Raw genomic sequence first — 25,392 nt, forward strand, 5'->3', positions numbered from 1 at the left:
TCGATTTCCTCTTAACTTCGCCTCCTTCGTGTCTTCGTGGTGAGTCCGATCCTTACACATTCATCGTAATCTTCATGTTGAAGTCCACCACGGGAGCGGAGTGGGTCAATGCGCCGGAGGAAATAAAATCGACGCCGGTCTCGGCGACCTGGCGGATCGATTCCAACGTGATACCGCCGGAGGCCTCGACCCAGGCGCGCTTGTTGACGAAATTTACCGCCTCGGCCATTTGCGGCAACGTCATGTTATCGAGCATGATCACGTCGGCGCTTGCCTCGATCGCTTCCTGCACCTGTTTCATGCTGCCGGCTTCGACTTCGACCTTAGCCATAAACGGCGCATGGCGCCGCACCGCTTTCACCGCTTCGCCAATCGAACCGGTCGCCTCGATGTGATTGTCTTTGACCAGGGCGGCATCGTAGAGGCCAATGCGATGATTGGTGCCGCCGCCCATGCGCACGGCATATTTCTGCAACGTGCGCAGCCCCGGTGTGGTCTTGCGCGTGTCGAGCACCTTGCACGGAAAGTCTTTCACTGCATCGACAAGTTTTTTCGTCAGCGTCGCCGTGCCGGATAGCTGCTGCAAAAAATTCAGCGCCGTGCGCTCGCCGAGGAGCAGCGCGCGCACCGGGCCGACGGCCTCTGCGGCCACCGTTGCGGCGGTCACCGACGCGCCGTCCTTGACGAAGTGGTGGATCTGCACCTTCGGGTCGATGAAATAAAAAATCCGCTCGAGCAGCACCAGACCGGCAACGACCCCGTCTTTCTTGGCGCGAAACAATCCCTTGCCTTGGGCGTCGGCGGCGATGGTCGCCATCGTCGCCAAGTCGCCGGCGCCGATGTCTTCGTCCAACGCGTCGCGGATCAAGCGCTCGATTTGCGGGCTGACTAGAATATCCATGTCCGTTAGCTCCTTCCGGCTTGGATTTCGTGAATCTTTTCCAAGCTGCCTTTGAGCGCGCGCAGCTTCTCCTGATATTCGTTCATCTTGTCGCGCTCTTTTTGAATGACATCTTCCTTGGCTTTGGCAAGAAAATCGTTATTGGCGAGTTTCTTTTCGACCCGCACGAGCTCGCCCTCGATTTTGCCGACTTCTTTGCTCAGGCGCGCCTTTTCCTCGTCCAAATTGACCAGATCGTCGAGCGGCAAATAAATTTCCGTCGCCCCGACGACTGCCGTGGCCGCGCCCTTGGGCCGCTCGCCGCTGGCAAGATAATCAGCCGAACCCACCCGAGCCAGGGAACGCAGATAGGGCTGCTGCCCGCGCAGAAAAACAAGCTCCGCCTCTTGGCCGTAGAAGATCACCTTGACTTCTTTGCCCGGCGGGCAATTCATCTCGGTGCGCAGGTTACGAATCGCCCGCACGACACCCATCAGAGACTCCATCTGCTTCTCGCATTCAGCGTCGCTCCAGGCGGCCGTCGCGCTCGGATAACGTTGGATCATGATGCTCGGGCGCTTCTCGCCCAGGGTTTGCCAGATCTCCTCAGTGACAAAGGGCATGATCGGGTGCAGCAGCAGCAGGATCTGATCGAGCAGCTCGAGCAACAAACGCCGGCTCTTATCGGGATCTCCGCCGAGGGTGCCGTTGAGCGAGAGCTTGCTCATCTCGATGTACCAGTCACAGAACTCATGCCAGGTGAACTGATAGAGCAAGTTGGCAAAATCGTTGAAGCGATAGCTTTCCACCGCCTCGCGCGCTTCGCGAATCGTCGCCGCCAAGCGCGAACGGATCCAGCGGTCGGCCAGCGACAGATCGTCGCTTGCGAGCCCGCTGGCGCCATTGGCGCCATGACTCTCGTCGAGATTCATCTGGACAAAGCGCGCGGCGTTCCAAAGCTTGTTGACGAAATTCTGATAGCCGGAAATGCGCTCTTCGGCCAACTTGATATCGCGTCCCATGGCCGCCATCGCCGCCAGAGTGAAGCGAAACGCATCGGTGCCGTACTTGGCCATGATGTCCAAAGGATCGATGACGTTGCCCTTCGACTTCGACATTTTCTGGCCATGTTCGTCGCGCACCAGAGCATGAATATAAACATCTCGGAACGGCACGTCGTCCATGAACTTGAGCCCCATCATGATCATGCGCGCCACCCAGAAAAACAGAATATCAAAACCGGTGACCAGGGTTGAGGTCGGATAGAAGTTTTTCAGATCGTCGGTCTGGTCCGGCCAACCCAGCGTCGAAAAAGGCCAGAGTCCCGAGGAAAACCAGGTGTCGAGCACGTCGGGGTCTTGCAGCAACTCGCCGCCGCCGCAGTGCGGGCAGCTCTTCGGCGCTTCGCGCGCGACGATCGGTTTGGCATCCTTCGCGAGGATGTACTCGCCGCCAGCGCCCTGGATGATGTTTGCGCCGTCGCAGCGCCGGCAATACCAGGCGGGAATCTGGTGGCCCCACCAGATCTGCCGCGAAATACACCAGTCTTTGATGTTCTCCATCCAGGCGAAATAGGAATTGGCCCAACCTTCGGGAATGATGCGAATGCGCCCGTCGCGCACCACCTGCAGCGCCGGCTCGGCCAATGGCTTGATGTCGACGAACCATTGCGGCGTCAGATAGGGCTCGATGACGGTATTGCAGCGATAACAATGGCCCACCGCGTGGCGATGCGGCTCGGCTTTTTCAAGAAAGCCTTTTTCTTTGAGCTCTTCGACGATCAGTTTGCGCGCTTCGACCGGGTTCTTGCCGCGGTAGCGCGCGATCCAATCGCCCTGTTCGCCGCGCGCGGTGAAAGCCGCAGCGTCGATCTTGCCATCGGCATCGAAGATGCTGATCTTGTCGAGGCCAAAGCGCGCACCGATTTCGAAGTCGTTGAAATCATGCCCCGGCGTGATCTTGAGGGCGCCGGTGCCGAACTCTTTATCGACGTAGGCGTCCGCGAGCAACGGCACGACTCGGCCGGTGATCGGCAAGCGAATTTTTTTACCGGCTAATCCACGATAGCGCTCGTCTTCCGGATGGACGGCGACTGCCGTGTCGCCCAACATGGTTTCCGGCCGTGTGGTCGCGACGATTAGCGCTTGGTTTGGATCGTCGGCCAGCGGATAGCGAATCTGCCAGAGGCTGCCGTCGCGGTCCTCGTGCACCACTTCAATGTCGGCAAGCGCAGTCTTGCAGCGCGGGCACCAATTGATCAGCCGCTCGGCACGGTAGAGCAGTTTGTCATCCCACAGCCGCACGAACGCCTCGCGCACGGCGCGCGACAGCCCTTCGTCCATGGTAAACCGCTCATGCTGCCAATCACAGGAAACGCCGAGAGCTTTTAGTTGATGGAGAATCGTGTTGCCGGCCTCTTGCTTCCACTGCCAAACCCGCTCGATGAATTGCTCGCGGCCCAATTCGGCGCGGGACACGCCTTTTTGCGCCAGCTGTCGCTCGACGACGTTTTGCGTCGCTATGCCAGCGTGATCGGTGCCCGGCACCCAAAGCACCCAGGCGCCGTCCATGCGCTGATAGCGGCAGAGAATGTCCTGCAGCGTATTGTTCAGCGCATGGCCCATGTGCAGCGAGCCGGTCACATTGGGCGGCGGAATGACGATGGAAAAGCTCTTGGCACCGCTGCCGGCGGGGGCGAACAAACCGGCCTCGGTCCAGCTAGCGTACCACTTGCTCTCGATCTCTTTGTGCGAATAGGCTTTGGCGAGTTGCATGGCCTAATTTATATTCTTCCTTTAATCAAACTAATCTTCCTCGACGATCTCGGTGAGCTCGATGACCCCTGCCGGCTGATCTTCCACAAGCGGCGCCAGCGGCGCCTCGGCTTTCTGCTTCTTAGTCGGCACTGGGCGTGCCCCGCGCTTCGGCCGTTCCGTTTCCGGCGCTTCCACTGCGGCGCCAGTCTCGCTGCTAAAACATTGGCGCAGAGCCGTTTTCAAGCCATCTCTACCGATCGGCGCCTGCAAGCGCGCCAGTCCAGCACGCTCAGCCATTGGGACCCCTTCGACGCCATCGATCAACACCATGGGCAGCGACGCACTGCGCAGCGCTTCTAGAGTTTCTTCGGTTAGGGCACCGGTTTCCTGCAACGCCGCAAGATCGACAACTAGCGCGTCAAACTCTGCTGCAGCAATTTTATTGTCGAGCCGGGCAATCGATTTCACGTCATGTTCCGGCGCCAGCGCCGCAAGCAACGCATGCCGCAGCATGCGCTGCGGTTCTATCACCAAGATTCTGCTCATAGGCACCCGTTAAATTGGCGTTTATCTTGACAACGCCCTGAACCCCAAGTTACAAAGAATCCGGCAATTGTGAGACCCATGTTTGAGCGAAAGTGGCGGAATTGGCAGACGCGCAGGACTCAGGATCCTGTGGGGTAACACCCGTAGGGGTTCAACTCCCCTCTTTCGCACCAAATCACCTGCTTTTTAGCACACAAGTCGAAGATTCTCTATTCTCTTTGGGCGATTCTCAAAACTAGCCGCCGAAGCTGGTGACGACCGTCCTAGTCAAGACGCGAGATCAAACCTGCGGATACGTGCCGGCGCAAGCCGGCGCGGGGGCGCAAGTGCCAAGCAAGATAGAATATGAGTGGGTTAGTTAGCTAAAGAAGAGTAGAACAAAATAGCAGGGCCGTGCCCGGCAATCCCCGAACGCGGTCCCTGCTGGTGCCGTTACATGCTGGATTCGGACACCGAGGTTGCGGCTACGCCGGCCTCGAAGGCATCGAGCGCCCACGGACAGCGGATGGCGAGCCAGGGATTTTCGCCGAGCAGCTTTTTCAGAATGCCGCGCGCCCGCTCATCGGTGGGTTCCGCTTTGGCCGATTCGGTCAAAGCCCACGCCGCACCCAATGGGTTACTCTGTCCCATGAGACTAATGCCCAGGTTGCGGTAGGCGCTGGCGCGCGACCAATCGAGCTCCAGAGCCTTTCGGCAGTGGCGTTCGCCTTCTGGGTAGCGACCCAACGAATTCAAACAGAAACCTATATTATTGAGCAGCACGTATTTGATCTTGCTGGTCGTCGGTTCCAGCGCCAGCGCGGCGTTAAAATGTTTGACAGCGTGCTCTAGATCTTTCTCGTCAGTGGCGATCTGACCGAGCGCAAGAAAGCAGTGGACTTTGTGCTCGCCGTTCTCACTGGTCCCGACAAAGCGTTGCAACAAGGCTTTGGCGGCATTGAGCCGATCCATGCCGCGATAATAACCTACAACAAACAACATCCAGCGAAAGTACTCGTCCGGTGTCGAGCTCTTTTGCAAACGCTCGAGCAGCATCTTCTCAGTGTGCTGGGTCGGCGTATCGGTCGATGAAGGTAAGTTTTTCTTTTCGTCGTTATTCATGGTCTCCGGTAAGAGCAACGCCGATACCAGGGACCAAAGCGACTCTAAAATGCGAAATTGCGCTCTCCCCTACTAAATAACTCAAACCGGTTGGGTGTTGGATTGGAAATCGCTCAGAACGCCGACTGAGACAGGGCAGCTGCACCCGAGTTGCGGCATGCGCCCCCGGAGTTGACGTCGTTTTTCAACTTTCTTGACAAGAAATCCTGCCTGAACAGCGAATGAGAGCAGTAGACAACTTTCCCAAGGGTTGGTTTGTGCTACAGCGCGAACAGACACCTCGGGTTGTCGTCGACGATCTTTTGATATTGCCCTTCAGTGATCATGCCGCTAGTTCTGAGATTACGCAGCGCCAAGATTTCCGTCGACTGATCATTGTGACCATAGTCGGTGCCGATTGTGATGTTGTCTTCGCCGGAGTATTTCAAGATGTAGTCGACATCATCGTCGGTTTGGCAAGTGACGAACTGGCGATATTCTTTCATCGGGTTGGCGGGCAGCTCCTTGCCCTGGGTTCCCCAACGGCGCTGCAAGTCTTTGACGACGTACGGGATCCAATTGGCCGCTGCTTCAGCCCAGTGAAAACGCAGCTTGGGGAACTGGATCGGCACTTCGCCCATGATGATCGAATGAAATGCGCCGATCACCGGAATGCGAAACTTCCAGAAGCTGCCGCCGCCGTTGTATTGGGACACCATGTCGGCGTTGGCCGGGCTGCCATTGCCGACGTGGACGCCGACCATCATGCCCAGGCGGCATACCTCGTCATAGAGCGGATAGAAATAAGGGTCGCTGATCATGCGCGTGCCCTCGATGCCGCGCATGAAAACGCCGACGGCACCGTTCTGTTTGCAGAAGTTGAGCTCTTCCAGAGATGCCTTCATATCGAGCAGCGGCAAGACACAAATCCAGCGCAGACGCCCGGCGCCCTGTTTCCAAATATCGGCGAGCCAACGATTGTAGCCCTTGCTGATGGCAATCTCCCAGGCCGGTTTGTCACTGATTTGCTCGATGAACATGGTCGGGTAAATCACCTGGATGTCGATGCCGAGCTCATCCATGTGTTTGACCCGTGCCGCGACATTTTCCATCTCGCGGGTCTCTTGCGAGGTGCCCATCACGCGACCCGTGCGGCGCGCCACGTCGTCCATTTCCTGCGCGGTCATGACCACGCGCACAAGACCGCGAATTTTTCCGTCGATGAACCAAAACTCGCCCTTGCCTTCGCCGCGCGGTTTGACGATCACCGGCCGGTATTTCTGATCGGCCTTCTCCATATAGTCCCAAGTGCGTTCACTTTCGACGACGTGTGCATCGGAATCGATGGTTGCCATGATGGAGCCCTCCTCTCTGGCGCGACTGTCGCGCAAATCGGCGCTGGAAGCAAATATTTTCCTCGGGCCATGCGCCTATTTCGCAATGGTGTCCGAAACAATGCGAAAGCTTTTCGCCGGCGCTGCTTTGGATAGATACTCGACCGGCACCGCAATGCTGTTGCCGTCGCGCAACGAGGTAAAATGCGGCGACATGATTTCGATGCCGGCCTCGTTGAACTTGTCTTGGATGTTCTGGTGCAGCTCGGAAAGGATCTCCAGCGATAACCGTGCTTCGGTGGTGAAGATATTCAACTCATAGGCTACGGTGAAATCGTTCAACGCCGTCTGCAAGATAAACGGCGCCGGGTCGTCTTTGACACAGGCCGTGGCTTTCGCGGCGGCGATCAGTCGCTCGTGCACATGCCGCCAGGGCGCGTCGTAACCGATGGTCACCGTCGTGTGCAGGATCAGGCCGGTCTCATCGGTCATACCGCTGTAGGTGATCATATGGTTGCCCAGCACCATGGCGTTGGGAATCGTTACTTCGACGTTCTTCACGGTGCGCACGCGCGTAATCAACAGCGTCTTTTCAATGACGTCGCCAAAGGTATCGGCGATCTTGACGCGGTCACCGACGTTGAATGCACGCATGTAGATCAGCGCCGTGCCGGCGACTAAATTGGCCACCACCGCCGTCGAACCAAGGGAGAGCAGTACGCCGAGAAAAATCGAAATGCCTTGAAACGCCGGACTGCCAAATCCCGGCAGGTAGGGCGACGCCAGGACCACGGCGAAGAGCACAATCAAAAAGCACAATAGCTTTGGAGTGGGCTGTGCCCATTCGGCGTGAAATCCAGGAACGTAAATCGTGCCCTTGTCAATCTCGCCAAGCAGAAAGCGAATAAAGCGCACCAGATAACGCGTGACGATAGCAATGACCAGTATCGACAGCAGGTTGGGAGCAAACCCGATCAATCCGCCGATTAGCTGCTCGACCGGAGTCCAGGCGTAGGGCAGCAGAGTCGCGGCGATGTGCCGACTTGCCGGGAACACGCTCAGAATCGCCGGCACGCAAACATAGAGCGCGATCAACAGCAAAACCAAGCGCACGCCCTGCGACATCCGCCCCAACACCTGCTGCGCTTGATCCGAGAGCTCCGAGTCTGATTTCTGCGCTTGATCCGGTGGGCGATGTTCTCGATGCCACTCCGTGACGCGCCGCTGCACCTTGCGCAGCAGCCAATCGACGATCTTGCTAGCCAACAAAAGTGCGGCAATGACCGCCAATACAAGGCCCAGAGCATAGCCGCTATCGCCGGCCAACAACCACTCCATGCGCTAACTCCGTTCTTTGCAGCTAAATCGATTGAGCTTAGCCTTTATCATTAGGCGGCAAATAAATGCCAGCCGGTTCCCACCACGCGCGTTTCTCATTGACTGTGCTGCGCGCCCAGAGAACTCAGGCCCCCGAGTGAGTTGGTCGGTAAGAAGATCGGCATCTCAAGTTTCGGCGGCGCCACCGAATGGGCGGTGAACCTGGCGTTGAAAGAATGGAATATTCCGCGGGAGTCGGTGACCTTGTTCGCCAACGACGCTGGCACCAATCGGCTTTTAGCGTTGGCGACCAAGGCCGTCGACGCCGCGGTCGTGGCACCGACGGAGAGCGGCGAAGCGGTGCCCCGCGAGTTTCTACAGAAACAGCGCGACCAGGTTAAACGTTTTCTGCAAGCCTATAGCGAAGCGGTGGCGGTCTTTAAAAGCAACCGCGAGCGCAGTATCGCGGTTTACGAAAAGCGGCTCAAACAACTGGACAAGAAAGTCATCGACGAGACCTACGGCTACTTTGCGCCGCAGTTCTTCCTGCCGCCGCGCGTGCCGTTGGACGGCGCCCGCTGTACCATGGAGTTGGTCGCCCAGCGCGCCGCCACTCCGGGCAAAACCGAACCCAGCACGGACAAATTCGTCGACAACAGCATCGTCGACGACCTCGCCGGTGAAGGCTTTTTCAAGTCATTGCCAGCCGCGAAATAGTTTTTCACAAGAGGCTTTGCGACACGCGCGGTTTTTCTCGCTCCGATAAACGCTGTAAAGAGCTGCCCAGTTCTTGGCGCAAGCCTTCGAATCTCGTTGCCACATCACCAATGGGACCCGGCGTGTCGGTGTCGATGGGCCGGGTCACACAGCCCTCGCTGACCTTCCACACTTGCAACGATAGGCGCTCCAACGGCCGGCTAATTCGCGCGAGGAGGCAATAGGCAGCGCCGAAGACTACACAGAGCATGGCTATGATGGCGAGGCTGATCGTCCAGACAAGACGCAGGCTCTCTTCTTTTAAACGATCCTGCCGCACGCCAATGTGCACCATACCGGCGTGGCCTTCGCGTATGGGTGCGCGCAAATCGTAAACCACGGCCCCCTGGAAGGTGACCACCCGCTGACCGTCTTCATCGAAGCTGGGACGCGCAAATGCCGCAGCGACCTCGGGCCGTTTCCCAGTATGCGCCCAGAGGTTTTCCAGGTTGTCGGCAATAACCAGATAGGCGAGCTCTTTTCTCGACAATTGCTTCAATAGGAGCGCCCGTGCTTGAGCGGGATCGTTCGCCACCACATGAGGAGCAACCGCTTCTGCCAACACCGCCGCCAGAGCACGACCCTCACGCACCGGTTGGTGTTGTAACAAGCCCGGAATGGCATAGAACACCCAGCCGATGGCGCTGCCGGCGAAGAGCAGCAGTATCGCCGCACAAGCGACGATTAGCTTACGGCGCAGCAGCGGCGGGTTAGGGCGCACGATCGCGGCACTATCCAAAGTGACAATCGCGCGCGCCGTGCCGCCGGATGCAGCCGCCTCTACTTGACCAGACCCAAGTCGCAACGTTCTGCGGAAGAAAAGCCCCGATAGCACGGCCCCTGTCAGCGCAACGACAGCGAAGATAAGCGGCTTAGAGTCGATGGTAGATAGCCAGCCGCTCGAACGCGAAATTTGATCGACCCAGCGAAGTCCATTGGGCAATCCCGAAGTCATCCCGTGCAAAGCCTCAGGCCCATACAACACTAGAAATACGTTGGCGGTCGCCAAGCACAGCAGCGTGGCGAGAAACAGCGGCGGTAAGAACCTGCGGTTCATTTCTGTTTGGCAGCGTGCTCCAGGTCAATTAGCGATCGTCAAAAAATAGACGATACGGCTTAAGGCCTATTCAAGCAGCCGCAGAAAATTCTTCGGATTTAAAAAGGTGTTATCTGAGGAGTTGAGGCCACGGCATCCTATCGCCGTGAACCCTGAGGATGTAGTGGCTCAAGCCGACCCACGCGCGGCGTCACGCAGCGTCGGCATAATGTGCTCACCCGGCTCTAGAGCACGCTTGCTCGCACTGCCCGCCATCGCTCCATACATGGCCGTGGTGTCAGCGGAGAGGGGACCGACGATGCGGGCCAGCTCGCTAAAACGGATGCCCTGGCGCACGAGGAAAGCAATATAGGTATGGCGAATCACCGCAGCAGTAACCTCCGCGGGATTTTCCAACGCGGCATCGTGCGCCGCATAGGCGATGATCGATTCGATCGGGCTGACTGCGGTGCCATTGGCCGGCGCAAGTTTAATTAACCGCTCGTCGGCTGGCCTCTGCCTGCTTGCGCGCTGCTGGGTTAGCCACTGACAGACCTCAGCGGACAGCGGGATCTCCCGCGGCGCGGCTGCGCCGACGCGCAGCCGCAGAGCCGAAACATCGATATCGGCCCAACACAGCTCGGCCAACTCTTCAGCGTTCACACCGAGCAGCAGTGCGGTTATGGCGAGCCGGCACTCCTCATCAGCGGCGGCCAATAACTTTTTGAGCTCGGCGCCGTTCAGCTCGCGCAGCACGGGCAGCGGCGCCGTGAGCTGGGCTGGCGCCGCGCTGACATCGATCGCCGGCGTTGCTGCAGCAGCGCCGAGGCCGGCGTTTACCACTGTGGGTTGGCCAAGCGGATAGGCTAGCGGCCCCGGCGCGACAACGATATTGAAAGGCTCCGACTTGGGCGCCAACAGGAACTCGGCTAACCACGCGGCTAGGAAGCCCAGCGCCAACGCTGCAGCCAACGCGACCGCCGCGTCGCGCGTGTAATCGGGGCGCCAGGGCGACAAAGGCGTGGCGGCGGCTTCGATGATTTTGAACTGCGGCTTGCGCGAACTCTCGCGCGCCTCCATGCGCACCATCCGCTCGGCACTGCGCCGCTGCGCCAACTCCAAGGCGCTCAACTCCTCTTGCAAGGCTTTGTACTCGCCGAAGCGTCCCGAAAAAGTCTGCGCGACGCTCTCTTCACTCGCCTGCTGGGCCTTGAGTTTCTCCAAGGCATCTTGCGCTTGCGCCGCTTCCTGCTCGGCGTCGGCGAGATTGGCCTGCCAGCTCGACTCTTTTTCCTGTGCCAGTTGCTTTTCCAGTGCGGGAATGAGCTTCTGCAGCTTCACCGCCTGAGGCTCACGCTTAAGATAGTTGCTAGTGTAGCGCCGCTCGAGATCGCCCGACTCTTCCCGCGCTTGCAGCAGTTGCTGCTCGAGCGCCGCCAGGTTGGGATTATCCTTGGCATGGGTCGGCCGCTTGCCGGAAGCGATCTGCGCTTTGATGGTGCGCAACTTGGCCTGCGTATTGACGGCCTTTTCCTGCGCCGCGTTCAGCGCCGTGCCCAAACCTTTGGCCCGGGCGAGGGTTGGATTCTCTTCGCGCTCCTGAGAAACGATGCCGTGGCGAGCGCGAAAACTGGCCAGCTCCTTGCGCTTTTGCAGCACCGCGGCATCATACTTGGCCAGCTCTTCCTTGGTCCGCGCGCGCTCTTCTTTAGTGGCGCTGATGAACTCTTCACCGCGCCGCGCCGCGTAGATGGCCATCAAGTTATTGAGCGCCGGCGCCACGAGCTCCGCTCGGCCGCCTATCGCGGTCAGATGGACTACCTGATTGCCCGCCTCTGCGCGCAGCGAGATCATTTTGCGCAGCGCTTCGATGCTTTCCGCTTCAGAGGAAGAAATCGTTAGCCCCTTGGCTGCCAAGCGATCGCGGAGCTCCTCCAGTGCCGGCCGGCTGGTCAGAAACTCCATTTCGGTCAGAAATAAATCGGGCGCTTTGCTGTTGATCAGGGTCGGATCGTTGGCATCGGCCAGAGGCTTTTCCGCCGGTGTAATCGCCAGCTTAGCCAGCGCGCGGTACTCGGCCGGCCGCGAATAGACGTAGAATAACCCGGCGGCAGCTGCGCTTAAGAAAACTGCGCAAAAAACCGGCAGGCGCCAGTTGCGTGGTGGCGCGCGCAGCTCGCCGGTGGCTCGGTCTAGAACATAGGGAAAACGCCGCCTAAATATTGACATACTCAAAAAGCCGATTGCTAAGTTGCGCTATTTTAGACGAAGTCGACAGGAGTTGTCCAAAGGTTCCGAGGAAGGTTTTTTGGCTTGCGTCAGTTGCCCTTCCCCGTTAGATAACTCCCATGTCAATTCTCAAAGTCACCCGCTTGGGCCATCCGGTGCTGCGCACGGTCACGAAAAATCTTACGGCTAAAGAGATCCAGTCGCCGGCCATGCAAAAATTCATCGACGATATGGTCGAGACCATGAAAGAGTACGACGGCGTCGGCCTGGCGGCCGATCAGGTGCATGAATCAAAGCAGGTTTGCGTGCTCGAAGTGGCCGACAACCCGCGCTATCCGAACAAATCGAAAGTTCCGTTGACGGTCCTGATCAACCCCAAGATCACGCCAATTGGCGAGGAGACCGAAGAAGACTGGGAAGGCTGCCTGAGCATCCCCGATCTGCGCGGCCGGGTACCGCGCCACAAGAGCATTCACGTCCAAGCCCTCGACCGCAATGGCAAGTCCGTCGACTTTGTCGCCCACGATTTTCACGCCCGGGTGATCCAGCACGAATATGACCATCTAAATGGCAGGGTCTACCTCGATCGCATGAATGACTTTTCCACGCTGACGTTTTTGCAGGAGTTTGGCCGCTACTGGCTGCGCTGAACAATGTTGTCTTTAGCGAACCGAACAGCTAAAGTCGCGCAATGGATTTTCCGCACCTGCAGACTTCTTTGACGCGGCTCTTGTCGACGCTGTCGCCGACGACGGCGGGTATCATCGATCGCGCCGTTTCTGGCGACGATTTGTCCATCGATGAAGCAACCCACCTGTTCGACGCTGAAGGCTCAGAGCTCCTAGCCTTGGCCGCCGCGGCGGATTATCTGCGCGCACAAACCGTCGGCGATGTGGTTACTTATGTCATCAATCGCAATATCAACTTCACCAACGTCTGCGTCAAAGCCTGTGGTTTTTGCGCCTTTAGCCGCGGTCATTTGGCCGAGGAAGGTTACTTTCTACCCATCGATGAAATCCTGCGCCGCGCCGGCGAAGCGCGCGAACTCGGCGCCAGCGAGGTGTGCGTCCAGGCGGGCCTCGCTCCCGGCATGGAGGGCTGGCACTACGTCAAGCTTTGCCGCGCGTTGAAAGAGGCGTTTCCCGATTTACACATCCATGGTTTTTCGCCAGAAGAAGTACTTTATGGCTCGACGTTGACCGGCGCCAGCATCCGCGAGTATCTCATGGCCTTGAAAGACGCCGGCGTCGGCAGTCTGCCTGGCACTTCGGCCGAAGTGTTGGTCGACGACGTGCGCCAGCAGATATCGCCGGGGCGGATCACCGCCGAGCGGTGGATCGAGCTGATCCAGACGGCGCACGATGTCGGCATCCCCACCACTTCGACGATCATGTACGGCCATATCGAATCGTCGCGCCACAAGGCGATGCATTTGGCGATTCTCCGCGATATCCAGAAGCGCACCGGCGGCATCACTGAGTTCGTGCCGTTAAGCTTTGTCTACGAAGAAGCGCCGATGTCGCAGCGCAAGAAGCTGACCTCTTTGCGCCGCGGCGCCAGCGGTGCGGAAGTGATGAAGATGTACGCCGTGTCGCGCCTCATGCTCAACAACCATATCCCCAACCTGCAGGTTTCCTGGGTCAAAGAGGGCCCCAAGCTGTCGCAGATTGCCCTCCTCGCCGGCGCCAACGATTTCGGCGGCACGTTGATCAATGAGAGTATCTCGACGGCTGCCGGAGCCGGCTACGGCCAATTGATGAAGCCATCGCAGTTCCGCGGCATGATTCGCGAGATGGGCAGAATTCCCGCCGAGCGCTCGACTACGTATCGCAAAGTGAGAGTCTTCGAGACCGAGGAACAGACTGTCGACCTGCTCGACCAGGTGGATGACAACGATGAGCGCTTCGGTTCCTATCAAAATTTGATCCGCCTAAAAGGATACCGCTTTAGAGACTTCTACCGCGACAACAAACAAGCCAAGCAGTAGCGCAGAGTTCTCGCCGTTTCGAGTCTAGGGCTTCCACCTCTCCCACTGCTACAAAACCGAGCGAACAACCCGGAACCTGGAACCCCAAACCCGCAACGATTCAATGCAAGGCGATCCCGCGCAGTTTGAAACCATCGGCAGCCGACTGGGCTTCGAGGTCGCCGAGGAGCGGCCGGGCTATCTGCGATTGACCTGGCAGGGGCCGCGTTTTCCGGCTTTCCTCTGCCTTGGCCTCGCACTCGCACTGCTGTTCATTTCCATTCCCATCGTCCAAGCAATCCAGCTGCGCGGTTTCACCGGCGCGGCCGGCTCGCTCTGGTACTTTCCTTTGATGAACGTGATCCTGTTCGTCATCGCGCTCTATCTCGTGACCCAACGCCGCAGCATAGAAATCGACAGCGCGCAGAAGCGCGTCACGCTGCGCCGCCGTAGCCTACTGCGCGTCCATCACCTGGAAATTGGCTTTGATGAGATCGCTAAGCTAGCCGAAGGCATGGACCAGGTCGAAAGCGGCTTTGCGCTGGCCGGCTCCACCGCCGCACAGACTTATCCGGTGCCGTCCCTGCGCATCATCCATCGCGACGGCACGTCGATACTACTCGATCGCGCCAGCAAACGGCGCATTGAAGCGTTGGTTGGGCGAGTTGGCCACAAGCTTGGCGAAATCGCGAGCCATCTTGGCTAGTTTGGACAAGCCCCTTTCCGAGATCCGCGACGTTGCAAATTTCGTGCTTGATGAGGTATATCGCGGTGCTAGTTACCATTGCGCTGTGGATGCAAAGGCTCCTTAATAAGACTAAACTGGTTCCTGCTCATGGAGAGAGCCGTCATGTATTTCTTTTTCAGTTACTCTCGCCAGAACAACGACAGCTTCCTGCGAGACTTCTTCAATGATTTGAACACCGCCGTGAAGGAACTTGTCGGCGAAAAGAACGACGCCGGGTTCTTCGATCAGAAAGGCTTGGAGCCAGGTGAGTTGTGGGAGAGCGAGCTCGAACAGGCGCTTTCACAAGCGCGTGTGTTCATCGCAGCCGTCACCGCGGGGTACGTCAAAAGCGAATATTGCGGCAAAGAGTGGGCCGCGTTTGAGGCCCGTCTAAGTGCCTATGCCACTGCCAAAAATGTCGTAGCGCCGCCGCTTATTTTGCCTGTCTATTGGCATCCATCCGAAGAGCCATTGCCAGAATCCATTGGCCAGCGCCAATACAAGTTCGGCGATCCCAAAGAGATCTACAATCAGAAGGGTCTAAAATATGTTTATCGATTGAAGCAGCGCTTTGAGATGGAGCAGACCAACTTCGTCGATGCGCTAGCCGCAAAAATCGTCAGCCTATACAAACAATTTGGCAATTTCGATCAGCAGCCTACGGTGCCCAAACTTGCCGACCTGGCCTCGCCGTTCACCCACACAGCGCAGACGGCAGCGCCTGGTGTTCCTGCGGTCGAGGCCAAAGGCCCCAAGCGGGTGCGCTTCGTTTTCGGTGCCGCTAAACCGGGCGAGATTACGGGCGCCGGCAAAAAGAATATTCAACCCTACGGTGCTGGAGGCGGAGAGGAATGGCAGCCCTATTTTCCCGGGGCAAAGAAAATCGGCTCGATTGCGCGGCAAACCGCCGCACTCGACGAGCTGAATCTATGGTCGGAACAGTTGGACATCACTCAGCAACTGCCCATCCAAATCCGCGACGCGGAAAACCAGCGAGAGCTTGTCATCATGTTCATCGATAGCTGGACTGCGGGCCTGCCGCAATATCAAGCCATCCTGCAATCCTTCGATCAACAAAACTATCTCAACTGCAGCGTTATAGTGCCATGGAACGAGAATGATCCGGACAATCAACAAAACAACCAACAATTGCTGGGCGCGCTCAACGCAACTTTCCAGTACCGCACGCGAAATCAGAACGATCTCTACTATCGCCCGCTAATCAAGAATGAAGATGAGTTGCGCAAACAGCTAGTGGACGTGTTGGTGCGCCTGCGCGCCGAGATCATTAACAAATCAAGTCCACCCCAAGGAAATCTTCCCACAAACGGTGGCACCCGGCCGTTGATCGAGGGCCCCGGCAGTTAGCACAACAATGACCAACACCGATAACAGAGCCGGGCGCATCGTCACGTTTTACTCCTACAAGGGCGGTACCGGCCGTTCGATGATGCTGGCCAATACGACATGGCTTCTGGCAAGCGCGGGGCACGACGTGCTCATGGTGGATTGGGACCTCGAAGCACCGGGCCTGCATCGCTACATGGCGCCGTTTTTGACCGACCCACAAATGACCGACTCCAATGGCTTAATCGATCTGGTGGTGGCTTACGCCGCCGATGCCGTCGGCCTCCAATCGAAGGAGACACCAGCCTCAGCCGAGTGGTACCGCAGTAAAGCGGACGTGCTCGAATACGCGGTCAGTATCAATTGGAAATATCAAAGTGGCGGCACGTTGAGCCTGCTTTCCGCCGGGCGGCAAGGTGGCGCTTATGCGACCAAGGTCAACACTTTTAGTTGGCAAAACTTCTACGAACGCTTGGGCGGCCATGCTTTCTTCGAAGCACTCAAAGCCTCGATGCGCGCGAACTTCGATTTCATCCTGGTCGACAGCCGCACCGGCGTCAGCGACACGGCCGGCATCTGCACTGTGCAATTTCCCGATGCCCTAGTCGTGTGTTTCACGCTCAACAATCAGAGCATCGAAGGGGCAGCGGCGGTTGCACGATCGGTGCAAAAACAGAAAGGTCAAGAGTTTCGTATCTATCCAGTACCCACACGTCTCGACAATAGCGAATCAGATAAGCTTCTCGATCGTTGGAAACTGGCGAAGGAGCGTTTTGCTGAGCTATTGCCAACTGGCTACTCTGCCTCCTACTGGGACGACGTGGCCAATCTTTACGTGCCGAAATTTGCTTACGAGGAGATGTTAGCCCCCTTCGCCAATAGGTTTGACGATCCGGCAAACCTTAACCTGCTGACACACTCGTGCCGATTGGTGGCCGCGACGTTCGGCGTCCAAGTAACCCCCGAAGTCATCGACGACGAGGTGCGCAGCAATGTCCTCGATCATTTCGCCGGCCGCGCCGCGGCCTTATCGCCGGAAGAGGCGCGTAAATATGCCGACGAGAAGAAACAGAAAGAGCAGGAGGAGTTTGCGCGCGCGGTTCGTCAAGCGCAGGACGAAACTCGTCTCGCCGAACAACAACAACGCAGCGCGGCGGTCGAACAAGCCCGGGCCCAAGCAAAGCAAGAAGCGGCGGTCGAGCTGAACGCCGCGGTGCGCCGCAAGAGCTGGCAGTGGGCTGCTCTTGCGGCAGCCGTGTTGATTGCAGTCGTGAGTTTGTTCGCCATCACCGACTACCGCAGACGCCAGCAGACCGAAGCTGCGGAGGCGGCCGTCCGCGCCGGCGATGAAGCCCTAAATCTAAACCGCGGCGAGGAAGCGATCAAAGCCTACACTCAGGCCATAGCCGACGGACAAGCAAGCGCCATCGTCTACGCCAAACGGGCCACCGCCCTAGCAAAGGTGGGGCGAACGGTAGACGCGCTGCGCGATTGGGACAAAGCCGTAACCTTAGCGCCGGGCGATGGCAAGATCCTCCAGGCTCGGGCGCAAACGCGCCTCGCCACCGGTGACAGCAAAGGCGCAGTTGCCGACTTAAAAGAACTGCTCCAGCGCGAACCCGAGAATCTTACCGTTGTCGAGCTTCTGGCGCGCGCCCATGAGCGAGACGGCCAATTTGCCGAGGCGATTCCCCTCTACTCTCAACTCCTCGAGAAAACCACCGACCTGGAAGCCCGACAGCGCTACCTCGTCAGCCGTGCCGATCTGCATAAGAAAGCGGGTGACAAAGCCAAGGCCATCGATGACTTTCGTCGGATTGCCAAAGAGTTCGCCAACACGCCGACTGCCGACTACGCAGTAACCCAGCTCAAAGATCTCGGGGTGACACCATCGCCAACACCAGCGAAAGTTGCCGTGGCGCCTGTTGTTTTCATCCAATACATGGACGCCGCCGATGAAACGCTCGCGCAATCCCTGCGCGACGTCGTTCAGAGTCAGGGCATCAAGGTGCCGACGATTCAAATCAAGACCGGACCGCGGCGAGGCGAAATTCGCTATTTCCATGCCGATGACTTGACGAGTGCGGCCAAGGTGAAGGGCATCGTCGAAAGAGAGTTGGCAAAACGGCGCAGCCTGGTGTCGTTACCGATTCGGCCGTTTGACGGGCTCAAACTAAACGCTCGCCCCGGACTCATCGAAGTTTGGCTGCCGGACTTGAAGACGGTCAACGAACGCCCGGTCGCAAGCCTGCCTTCGTTTGATCCCGAGCAGAGAGCGCCGCAACAGTTTTTGATTCCAAAGAGATAACCGTTCGTTTACGCGCCGAGCAACCCAACAAAGGCAAAATTACTTGACTGTATAATTATACATTTATATAGTAACATCATGACTCGCCCTAGCCGGAACATCGACCGGTTGCTCATCGACACCGCGCGCGAGCTGTTGCCCCACATGGGCTGTCGCGGCTTCTCGATTCGCCAGCTTACCGAGCGGGCGGGCGTCAATTTGGGCATGTTTCATTACCACTTCAAAACCCGCGACAACTTTCTCTCTATTGTGCTGCAAGGCGTGTATGAGGAAATGTTCTCGCGTTTGAGCTTTCAGGCTCACGCCGAACGTGCCCCCGTGGAAAATCTCCGCGCCGCCGCGAACGTGCTTGGGCGCTTCCTGCGCGACAACCGCTTGCTGTTTCGCCGGCTCCTGCCCGATGCAATGGCGGGCGATACGGTCGCGCAGGATTTCTTGCGCCGCAATTTTCCGCGACACCTTGGTGTCATGACGGGTCTGATCGGCGACGCACAGCGCGCCGGCGAACTCCGCCGACTGCCGTTGTTTCAAGCCATGGCGTTTCTCGCCGGCGCGGTGGGCATGCCGATTATGATGGCCACCGCCATGTTAGAGGGGCGCTTCGCGCCGTCGATTGTGGACAACCTTGAGCAAGACGTCTTGAGCGACACCGCAATCGGCCAGCGCGTCGATATGGCGCTCGCGGGTTTACGCCCCTCATCGCGACAGGCATAGAAAAAATTATGAGTGGGTCACGATGGTTGAAGCGCGGGATCTGGATCGCCGCGGTGCTCGCGCTGATGCTCGCGGCAGTCTCGCTATGGCGTGCGCGCGGCACCGAAGTCGCGCTGACGCAGCCGCGCACGCAAACCATCGTGCAGTCGTTGGTTGTCTCCGGCCGGGTATCCAGCATCGCCAAAGTGGACATCTCAGCGACCATCACCGGTCGCGTGGAAACCGTCCTGGTGCGCGAGGGCGATGGAGTCCGCGCCGGCCAAGCGTTGGTCGAGTTGGATAGCGCCGAGTTACGCGCTGCGCTGGCGCAAGCCAAAACCGCCGAGGCCAACGCTAGCGCGCGCTTGCGCACCCAGCAGCAGATGAGCGCGCCCATGGCCAAGCAAGCCCTCGCCCAGGCCGAAGCCCGTCTACGTGCCGCCGAGCGCGACCTCAAGCGCCAGCGCGAACTGTTCGACAGGGGTTTCATCTAACAGGCCAAACTCGATGACTCGACGCGCGACTATGAAGTCGCCCAAGCGGCCTACGAATCCGCGCGCGCCCAAGCCGCCGCCAATGAGGCGGGTGGCGCCGAACGCGACCAGGCGTTGACCCAGTTGAGCCAAGCCACTGCTGCGCGCGAGCTTGCCGAAGCGCGCCTGGCGCAGGCGACGCTGCGCGCGCCGGCGGCTGGCCGTGCGATTCGCCGCGACGTTGAGCCAGGTGTGGTGGTGCAACCCAACCGCGCCCTGCCGCTACTGAGTTTGGCCATCGCTGGAGAGACGCGGCTCATCGCGCAGATCGACGAGAAAAATCTCGCCGGCTTGGCGCTGGGCGAAGTCGCCGCCGCCTCGGCCGATGCCTTCCCGGAACAACGTTTTGAAGCCACGCTTTTCTATCTCGCGCCCGGGGTCCAAGCCGACCGCGGCACTGTGGAGGGGCGTTTCCGCGTCGATCGGGCGCCGGAATTTCTGCGCGACGATATGACGGTGTCGATTGAAATCGTCATGGGCAGGCGCGACAACGCGCTCACCATTCCCAGCGCGGCGCTGCGTGAAAAAGACGGCCAGCGCTTTGTGCTGGTGATCAACGGTCATGTTGCCACCCTGCGCGAAGTCAAAACCGGTCTGAGCGCGCCGGGGACCGTGGAAATCCTCTCGGGCCTGAGCGCGGCGGATCAAGTGATCACCGCAGGCAATGTTGCAGCGGGCACCCGCGTGCGTCCGGCGCGGGCGCGACCAAAGACCGCGTCCGAAGCGCCGCCGGGCATGCGCTAGTGTAGTGTCTCACTAATAAACGTGCTTATTGTTGTGACACGCTCTCATGTTTTGCACCACGAAGATCACGAAGGGACACGAAGTTCGGAAAAGAATTTACTGTTTTCTTCTCTTACCTTCGTGTACTTCGTGCCCTTCGTGGTGAAAATCCCTCTTCGGGCTCCAGCCACAAATTTGGCATAAGGTACAATCAGCGTGAGACATTGCACTAGATATTCATGATGAAGCTTGGTTTTGAATGGAAGCTCGCGCTGCGCTTTTTGGGCGAAGGGCGATTTCAGTCGACGCTGATCATCGCCGGCGTGACGCTGGGCGTGGCGGTGATCGTCTACATCACCTCCATGCTCGCTGGCTTACAGGGCAACATGATCCGCAATCTGCTCGACACGCAAGCGCACATCGTGGTGCGTCCCCCAGATGAAATCGTGCGGCCGCAGCTCCCCAGCGCGGACACGGCGCGGGCGATACAGCCGCGCGCACAGCGCGTGTTGTCGATCGACAATTGGCAGACGTATTTGCGCTACATCGAGCGCGTGCCCAGCATTATCATCACCTCGCCCCTGGCGAGCGGCTCGGCGCTGGCGGTGCGCGGCGAGGCCACGCGCGGCATCACCTTGTTCGGCGTGGAGCTGGAGCGCTACGCGCGCATCGTCGCGCTGCGCGACAAACTTCAAGAGGGCGAGTTTCGCCTCGGCGCCGGCGAAGCCCTGATCGGCGTCGAACTGGCAAAAGATTTCGCGCTGCGCATGGGGGATCGCTTCAACATCACGACCGAGGCGGTCAGCGAGCCGTTTCTGGTCAGCGGAATTCTCGATCTGGGCAACCGCCAAGCCAATCGCACCAACGTTTACATCAACCTGCACGCCGGGCAGAACTTGCTGAAGCTGCCCGGAGGCATCACCAGTTTAGAGTTGCGCGTAGGCGACATCTACAAAGCCGAAACCATTGCCCAAGAACTGCAAGCCGGCACAGGTCTCAAGGTAGAGAGCTGGATGACCACCAACGGGCAACTACTGTCGACCTTGCGCGGTCAAGATGTGACCACGATTTTCATCCGCGCCTTCGTCGCTCTGATTGTAGTGCTCGGTATCGCCAGCGTGCTGATCGTCAGCGTAGTGCAAAAGCAAAAGGAAATCGGCATTCTGCGTGCCATGGGTGCCTCGCGCGGCCAGATGACGCGCGTGTTCCTGATGCAAGGTGCCATCGTCGGCGTGATCGGCTTCATCCTGGGTTCGGTGCTGGCGTACTTGTTGATCGAAGCGTTCATTACCTTTGTCAAAGGCACGGACGGTAATCCGATCTTCCCCATCATCTTTTTACCGGAGACCGCGCTGTCGACGTGTTTGCTGGCGATTGCCGCCGGCGTCATTGCCGCGATCGCGCCGGCGCGCAGGGCCGCCAAGCTCGATCCGGCGCAGGCGATTCGAGGCTAGTCAATGGCCGCGCTGCTGGAGCTCGACAACATCCGCAAATCCTATGGCACTGGGACAGCGGTGGAGACAGAGGTGTCGCACGGCATCCACTTGACCCTGCAGCCGGGTGAATTTGCCGCGCTGATCGGACCTTCAGGGTCGGGCAAGAGCACGTTGCTTAACATCATCGGTTTACTCGAGCGCGCTAGCGCGGGCTCGCTCAAGTTGAGTGGCGTGGAGATGACACAAGCGAGCGAAGATGAATTGACGCGAGCCCGTCTGACCACGCTTGGCTTCGTGTTCCAGTTTCATAATCTGTTGCCGGCCTTCACCGCCTTGGAAAACGTGCAAATGCCCGGTTTGGTATTAGAGAGCGATTTCACCGCGCCGCGTCGAAAGGAAGCGCTGACCCTGCTCGAGGCCGTAGGCTTGAAAGGCGCCGAAGCCAAGAAGCCCGGTCAGCTCTCCGGCGGCATGCAGCAGCGCGTAGCGATTGCGCGCGCGCTGGCGCTGTCGCCCAAACTGGTGCTGGCCGATGAGCCGACCGGCAATTTGGACACCAAAACCGCCGACGATATCTTCGTGTTGCTGCGCCGCTTCAATGTCGAGCGCGGCACGGCGTTCCTGGTGGTGACGCATGATCCCGACTTGGCCGCGCGCTGTGATCGCGTAATCCGATTGGTCGACGGCAAGATCGCGGCCGATGCCAAGCATGAAGCCGGCGAGCCTCTGGCGTGAACGCCGCGAAGCCGAAAGAGAAAACCTAGCGTAGCTTGAATACAACCAACGGAGTCAAGCGAATCCGCTCTAGAGAGAATTCTAGAGCAGCTCCACCGGATGCTTCGCCTTCCTACCGGCCAGATGATCGATCTGTTGGCGGCAGGAAATCCCCGGCGCGGCGACTTCAATGTCCCTGTCCGCCGCTTTGACCGCTGGCGCTAGGCGCCGGTTGCCAATCTTAGTCGACAGCTGGTAGTGCTCTTTTTCAAACCCGAAGGAACCGGCCATGCCGCAGCAGCCGGAGTCGACTTCACTGACTTCGTAGCCGGCAGCTTTGAGCATCGCCACCGTCGGCGCGGTGCCAACCAGCGCTTTTTGATGGCAGTGGCCGTGCAGCAAGACCTTTTTACCTTTGCCGACCGGATCGAGCTTTAGTTTTCCAGCTGTCATTTCGCGCTCGACGAATTCTTCGAGCAAAAAGCTATTCTCAGCGACTTTCTTTGCCGCAGCGGTTCGAATAAATTCAGGATACTCGTCGCGCAGCGTCAACAAGCACGACGGTTCGAGGCCGACGATCGCTATCCCCTTCTCTGCGTAGGGCGCAAGCTTATCGATGTTCCACGCCGAGTTTTCTTTGGCCTGACTGAGCATGCCTTTGGAGATCATTGGCCGGCCGCAGCATTTCTTGTCGACCAAAACCACACGGTAGTTAGATCTCTCTAAGAATCGCGTTGCGGCGATCGCGACATCGGGCGTGTTAAAGTTGTTGAACGTGTCATGGAACAAAACCACCTCGCCTTGACTGCCGTCCCCTACGGCTTTGTGCGCACGAAACCAATCGTCAAAGGACTCGTTGGCAAATGCTGGCAAGGGTCTGCGACGGTCGATGCCAGCAAATAGCTCCATCAGCCAGCGATTGAGTGAGGAATTCGCTACTAAGTTTGCAATCGGTGCGAGCTTTGAGCCAATCCGATTGAGCGTCTCGATGTGACCAAACAACTTGTTGCGCAGCGGCAGACCGTTGACCCGATGGTAATGATCGAGGAACTCATACTTGAGCTTGGCCATGTCAACGTTTGATGGACACTCGGCTTTGCAGGCTTTGCATTCCAAGCAGAGATCCATCACTTCGTATAAGCGCTTGCCGGTGAACTCTTCCTTCGGCACTTTGCCGGATAACACCGTCCGTAGCGCGTTGGCGCGGCCGCGCGTCGAATGCTCTTCGTCCAACGTGCCCATGTAGGACGGGCACATGGTGCCGTCGAGCTTTTTGCGGCACTCGCCCATGCCGGTGCACATCTCGACCGCACGGGCGAAGCCGCCCTGCTCGCCGAAATCCAGCGTCGTTTGCGGCTGCCAAGTTTTGTATTGCGGGCTGATTTTGAGCGACTCGGTCATCGCCGGCGCATCGACGATCTTACCGGGGTTTAGAGTATTCTTCGGGTCGAAGGCGCGCTTCACTTGGCGAAACGCGTCGTACAAGGCCGGGCCAAAGAGCTTGGCGTTGAAGTGGCTGCGCGCCAGACCGTCGCCATGCTCGCCGGACATGGAGCCGTTGAATTCGAGCACCAAATCAGAGATGGCGTTGGAAATGGAGACCATTTTGTCGCGCTCGCTCTCCTCTTTGAGATTTATCAGCGGGCGAATGTGCATGCAGCCGACCGAACAATGGCCGTAGTAGCCGGCGACGGTATCGTGCTTGGCGACGACTTCGCGAAAACGACGAATGAACTCCGGCAGCTTGGCCGGTTCGACGGCGGTGTCTTCGACGAAGGCGATCGGCTTCTTGTCTCCTTTTGTGCCAAGCAACAACCCCAACCCCGCTTTGCGCACTCCCCATATCGCTTTGACTTCCTCTGCCTTGAACGCCAGCGTTGCGGCGTAGCCGATTTTTTCTCGCTGGCGGACTTCTTCGAGCTTCATGACTTGATGGCGCACTTCGGCTTCGCTCTCGCCGGCGTATTCGACCATCAGCAACGAATCGGGCGTGCCCTGCACAAAACCCAGCTTGCGCGATTGCTCAATGTTGCCGCGCGCGAGATTGAGAATCATCTTGTCAGTCGATTCCATCGCGTAGGGCGCCGTCTTCAAGACGATCTGGGCGCATTCGAGAGCTTCGATGCCGTCGTTGAAATGAATCACGTTCATCGCCGTGAATTTGGGCTTCGGCACCAGCCGCATCTTGGCCTCGACAATGGTCGCCAGGGTGCCCTCGGAGCCGGTGACCATGCGCGATAAGTTGAACGGCTGCGGTTTGATGAATTCATCGAGATTATAGCCCGACACCCGCCGCATGATTTTGGGATAGCGCGCCAAGATTTCGTTCTTATACTGCGCCGCCAGCCGAAATACTTCGCGGTAGGCACGGCCTTCGATACTGTCCTGTTTGCTCTTCTGCTCGACCATGTCCGGCGAAAAGTCTTTCAAAACGACTTCAGTGCCGTCGGCGAGCAAGCAAGTCAGCTCGATCACGTGATCGAGGGTTTTGCCGTAGGTTAACGAATGGGCACCGGAGGAATTGTTGCCCACCATGCCGCCGATGGTGGCGCGATTCGATGTCGACGTATCAGGGCCGAATTGCAGCCCTTGACCGCGGACGTGGGCGTTCAATTCATCTTGCACGACGCCCGGCTGGACGCGGCACCAGAGCTCTTCTTTGTTCACTTCGAGCACGTTCTGCATGTACTTGGAAAAATCGAGCACAATCGAATGGCCGACGCATTGGCCGGCGAGCGACGTGCCGCCGCCGCGTGACAACACCGAGACACCGAGCTTGCTCGCCAGCTCGATCACCGCCTGCACGTCGCCTTTGTGCTTGGGGACAACCACGCCGATCGGTTCGATCTGATAAATCGACGCGTCGGTGGAATAGAGCAGTCTGGAATACTGATCGAAGCGGATATCGCCTTCAATGCGGTTTTTTAGTTCAGATTCGATTTCGAAGTAGTCTCGGCTCATGATAATTGTCGTTGTCGCGAGAGTGGGCGACCGGCCATTCGCCCCTACAA

General features: G+C 58.5%; 20 protein-coding genes and 1 tRNA gene. 12 read left to right on the plus strand and 9 right to left on the minus strand.

Annotated elements, in window-relative coordinates; translation table 11 throughout:
• Positions 1-52: 52 nt before the first annotated feature.
• The 3 genes from nadC to FJ145_18235 are packed head-to-tail and all read right to left on the minus strand — an operon-like array spanning position 53 to position 4,182.
• Positions 53-901 carry a carboxylating nicotinate-nucleotide diphosphorylase gene (gene nadC / locus FJ145_18225; protein MBM4263355.1) on the minus strand — a complete coding sequence of 283 codons (849 nt, stop codon included), beginning with the start codon at positions 899-901 and terminating at the stop codon, positions 53-55.
• A 5-nt stretch (positions 902-906) separates the two neighbouring features.
• Complete coding sequence (locus FJ145_18230) at positions 907-3,654, minus strand: valine--tRNA ligase (protein ID MBM4263356.1); 2,748 nt, start codon at positions 3,652-3,654, stop codon at positions 907-909.
• Positions 3,655-3,684: 30 nt separating this feature from the next.
• Positions 3,685-4,182: a hypothetical protein gene (locus FJ145_18235; GenBank protein MBM4263357.1), complete on the minus strand. Its 498-nt coding sequence runs from the start codon at positions 4,180-4,182 to the stop codon at positions 3,685-3,687.
• 86 nt (positions 4,183-4,268) lie between these two features.
• Here FJ145_18235 and FJ145_18240 point away from each other — a divergent pair.
• A tRNA-Leu gene (locus FJ145_18240) sits at positions 4,269-4,355 on the plus strand.
• Between the two features lie 259 nt (positions 4,356-4,614).
• Here the strand turns inward: FJ145_18240 and FJ145_18245 are convergent.
• The 3 genes from FJ145_18245 to FJ145_18255 form a co-directional block, all read right to left on the minus strand.
• Positions 4,615-5,283, minus strand: a complete 669-nt coding sequence (locus FJ145_18245; protein MBM4263358.1) for a tetratricopeptide repeat protein — start codon at positions 5,281-5,283, stop codon at positions 4,615-4,617.
• 260 nt (positions 5,284-5,543) lie between these two features.
• On the minus strand, positions 5,544-6,617 hold the full coding sequence (locus FJ145_18250) for a hypothetical protein (GenBank protein ID MBM4263359.1): 1,074 nt from the start codon (positions 6,615-6,617) through the stop codon (positions 5,544-5,546).
• A gap of 75 nt (positions 6,618-6,692) precedes the next feature.
• Positions 6,693-7,934: a mechanosensitive ion channel gene (locus FJ145_18255; GenBank protein ID MBM4263360.1), complete on the minus strand. Its 1,242-nt coding sequence runs from the start codon at positions 7,932-7,934 to the stop codon at positions 6,693-6,695.
• Positions 7,935-8,075: 141 nt separating this feature from the next.
• Between FJ145_18255 and FJ145_18260 the strand changes: the two genes are divergently transcribed.
• Positions 8,076-8,630 (plus strand): hypothetical protein, encoded by a 555-nt coding sequence (locus FJ145_18260; protein ID MBM4263361.1) that lies wholly within the window; start codon positions 8,076-8,078, stop codon positions 8,628-8,630.
• A gap of 4 nt (positions 8,631-8,634) precedes the next feature.
• Here FJ145_18260 and FJ145_18265 read toward each other — a convergent pair whose 3' ends face one another.
• Both FJ145_18265 and FJ145_18270 read right to left on the minus strand, forming a co-directional pair.
• Positions 8,635-9,726, minus strand: coding sequence for a HAMP domain-containing protein (locus tag FJ145_18265; protein MBM4263362.1), 1,092 nt, complete (start codon positions 9,724-9,726; stop codon positions 8,635-8,637).
• Between the two features lie 168 nt (positions 9,727-9,894).
• Positions 9,895-11,934, minus strand: a complete 2,040-nt coding sequence (locus FJ145_18270; protein MBM4263363.1) for a hypothetical protein — start codon at positions 11,932-11,934, stop codon at positions 9,895-9,897.
• A 119-nt stretch (positions 11,935-12,053) separates the two neighbouring features.
• Here FJ145_18270 and FJ145_18275 point away from each other — a divergent pair, with 119 nt between their 5' ends.
• From FJ145_18275 to FJ145_18320, 10 genes are all read left to right on the plus strand, one after another.
• Positions 12,054-12,584 (plus strand): peptide deformylase, encoded by a 531-nt coding sequence (locus FJ145_18275; protein ID MBM4263364.1) that lies wholly within the window; start codon positions 12,054-12,056, stop codon positions 12,582-12,584.
• Between the two features lie 41 nt (positions 12,585-12,625).
• Positions 12,626-13,921, plus strand: coding sequence for a 7,8-didemethyl-8-hydroxy-5-deazariboflavin synthase subunit CofH (gene cofH / locus FJ145_18280; protein MBM4263365.1), 1,296 nt, complete (start codon positions 12,626-12,628; stop codon positions 13,919-13,921).
• Positions 13,922-14,024: 103 nt separating this feature from the next.
• Positions 14,025-14,606: a hypothetical protein gene (locus FJ145_18285; GenBank protein ID MBM4263366.1), complete on the plus strand. Its 582-nt coding sequence runs from the start codon at positions 14,025-14,027 to the stop codon at positions 14,604-14,606.
• 129 nt (positions 14,607-14,735) lie between these two features.
• Positions 14,736-15,995 (plus strand): TIR domain-containing protein, encoded by a 1,260-nt coding sequence (locus FJ145_18290; GenBank protein ID MBM4263367.1) that lies wholly within the window; start codon positions 14,736-14,738, stop codon positions 15,993-15,995.
• Positions 15,996-16,002: 7 nt separating this feature from the next.
• Positions 16,003-18,282, plus strand: coding sequence for a tetratricopeptide repeat protein (locus FJ145_18295; GenBank protein ID MBM4263368.1), 2,280 nt, complete (start codon positions 16,003-16,005; stop codon positions 18,280-18,282).
• Positions 18,283-18,360: 78 nt separating this feature from the next.
• A complete protein-coding gene (locus FJ145_18300; protein MBM4263369.1) occupies positions 18,361-18,996 on the plus strand; it encodes a TetR/AcrR family transcriptional regulator in 636 nt (211 codons plus the stop codon).
• Positions 18,997-19,004: 8 nt separating this feature from the next.
• A complete protein-coding gene (locus tag FJ145_18305) occupies positions 19,005-19,469 on the plus strand; it encodes a biotin/lipoyl-binding protein (protein MBM4263370.1) in 465 nt (154 codons plus the stop codon).
• Positions 19,470-19,592: 123 nt separating this feature from the next.
• A complete protein-coding gene (locus FJ145_18310) occupies positions 19,593-20,252 on the plus strand; it encodes an efflux RND transporter periplasmic adaptor subunit (GenBank protein ID MBM4263371.1) in 660 nt (219 codons plus the stop codon).
• A gap of 218 nt (positions 20,253-20,470) precedes the next feature.
• Positions 20,471-21,685: an ABC transporter permease gene (locus FJ145_18315; protein MBM4263372.1), complete on the plus strand. Its 1,215-nt coding sequence runs from the start codon at positions 20,471-20,473 to the stop codon at positions 21,683-21,685.
• Between the two features lie 3 nt (positions 21,686-21,688).
• On the plus strand, positions 21,689-22,402 hold the full coding sequence (locus FJ145_18320; protein ID MBM4263373.1) for an ABC transporter ATP-binding protein: 714 nt from the start codon (positions 21,689-21,691) through the stop codon (positions 22,400-22,402).
• A gap of 81 nt (positions 22,403-22,483) precedes the next feature.
• Here FJ145_18320 and FJ145_18325 read toward each other — a convergent pair whose 3' ends face one another.
• Positions 22,484-25,342 (minus strand): FAD-binding protein, encoded by a 2,859-nt coding sequence (locus FJ145_18325; GenBank protein MBM4263374.1) that lies wholly within the window; start codon positions 25,340-25,342, stop codon positions 22,484-22,486.
• Positions 25,343-25,392: the final 50 nt, after the last annotated feature.

This window comes from Deltaproteobacteria bacterium, assembly GCA_016874755.1.
Lineage (GTDB): Bacteria > Desulfobacterota > Binatia > UBA9968 > UBA9968 > DP-20.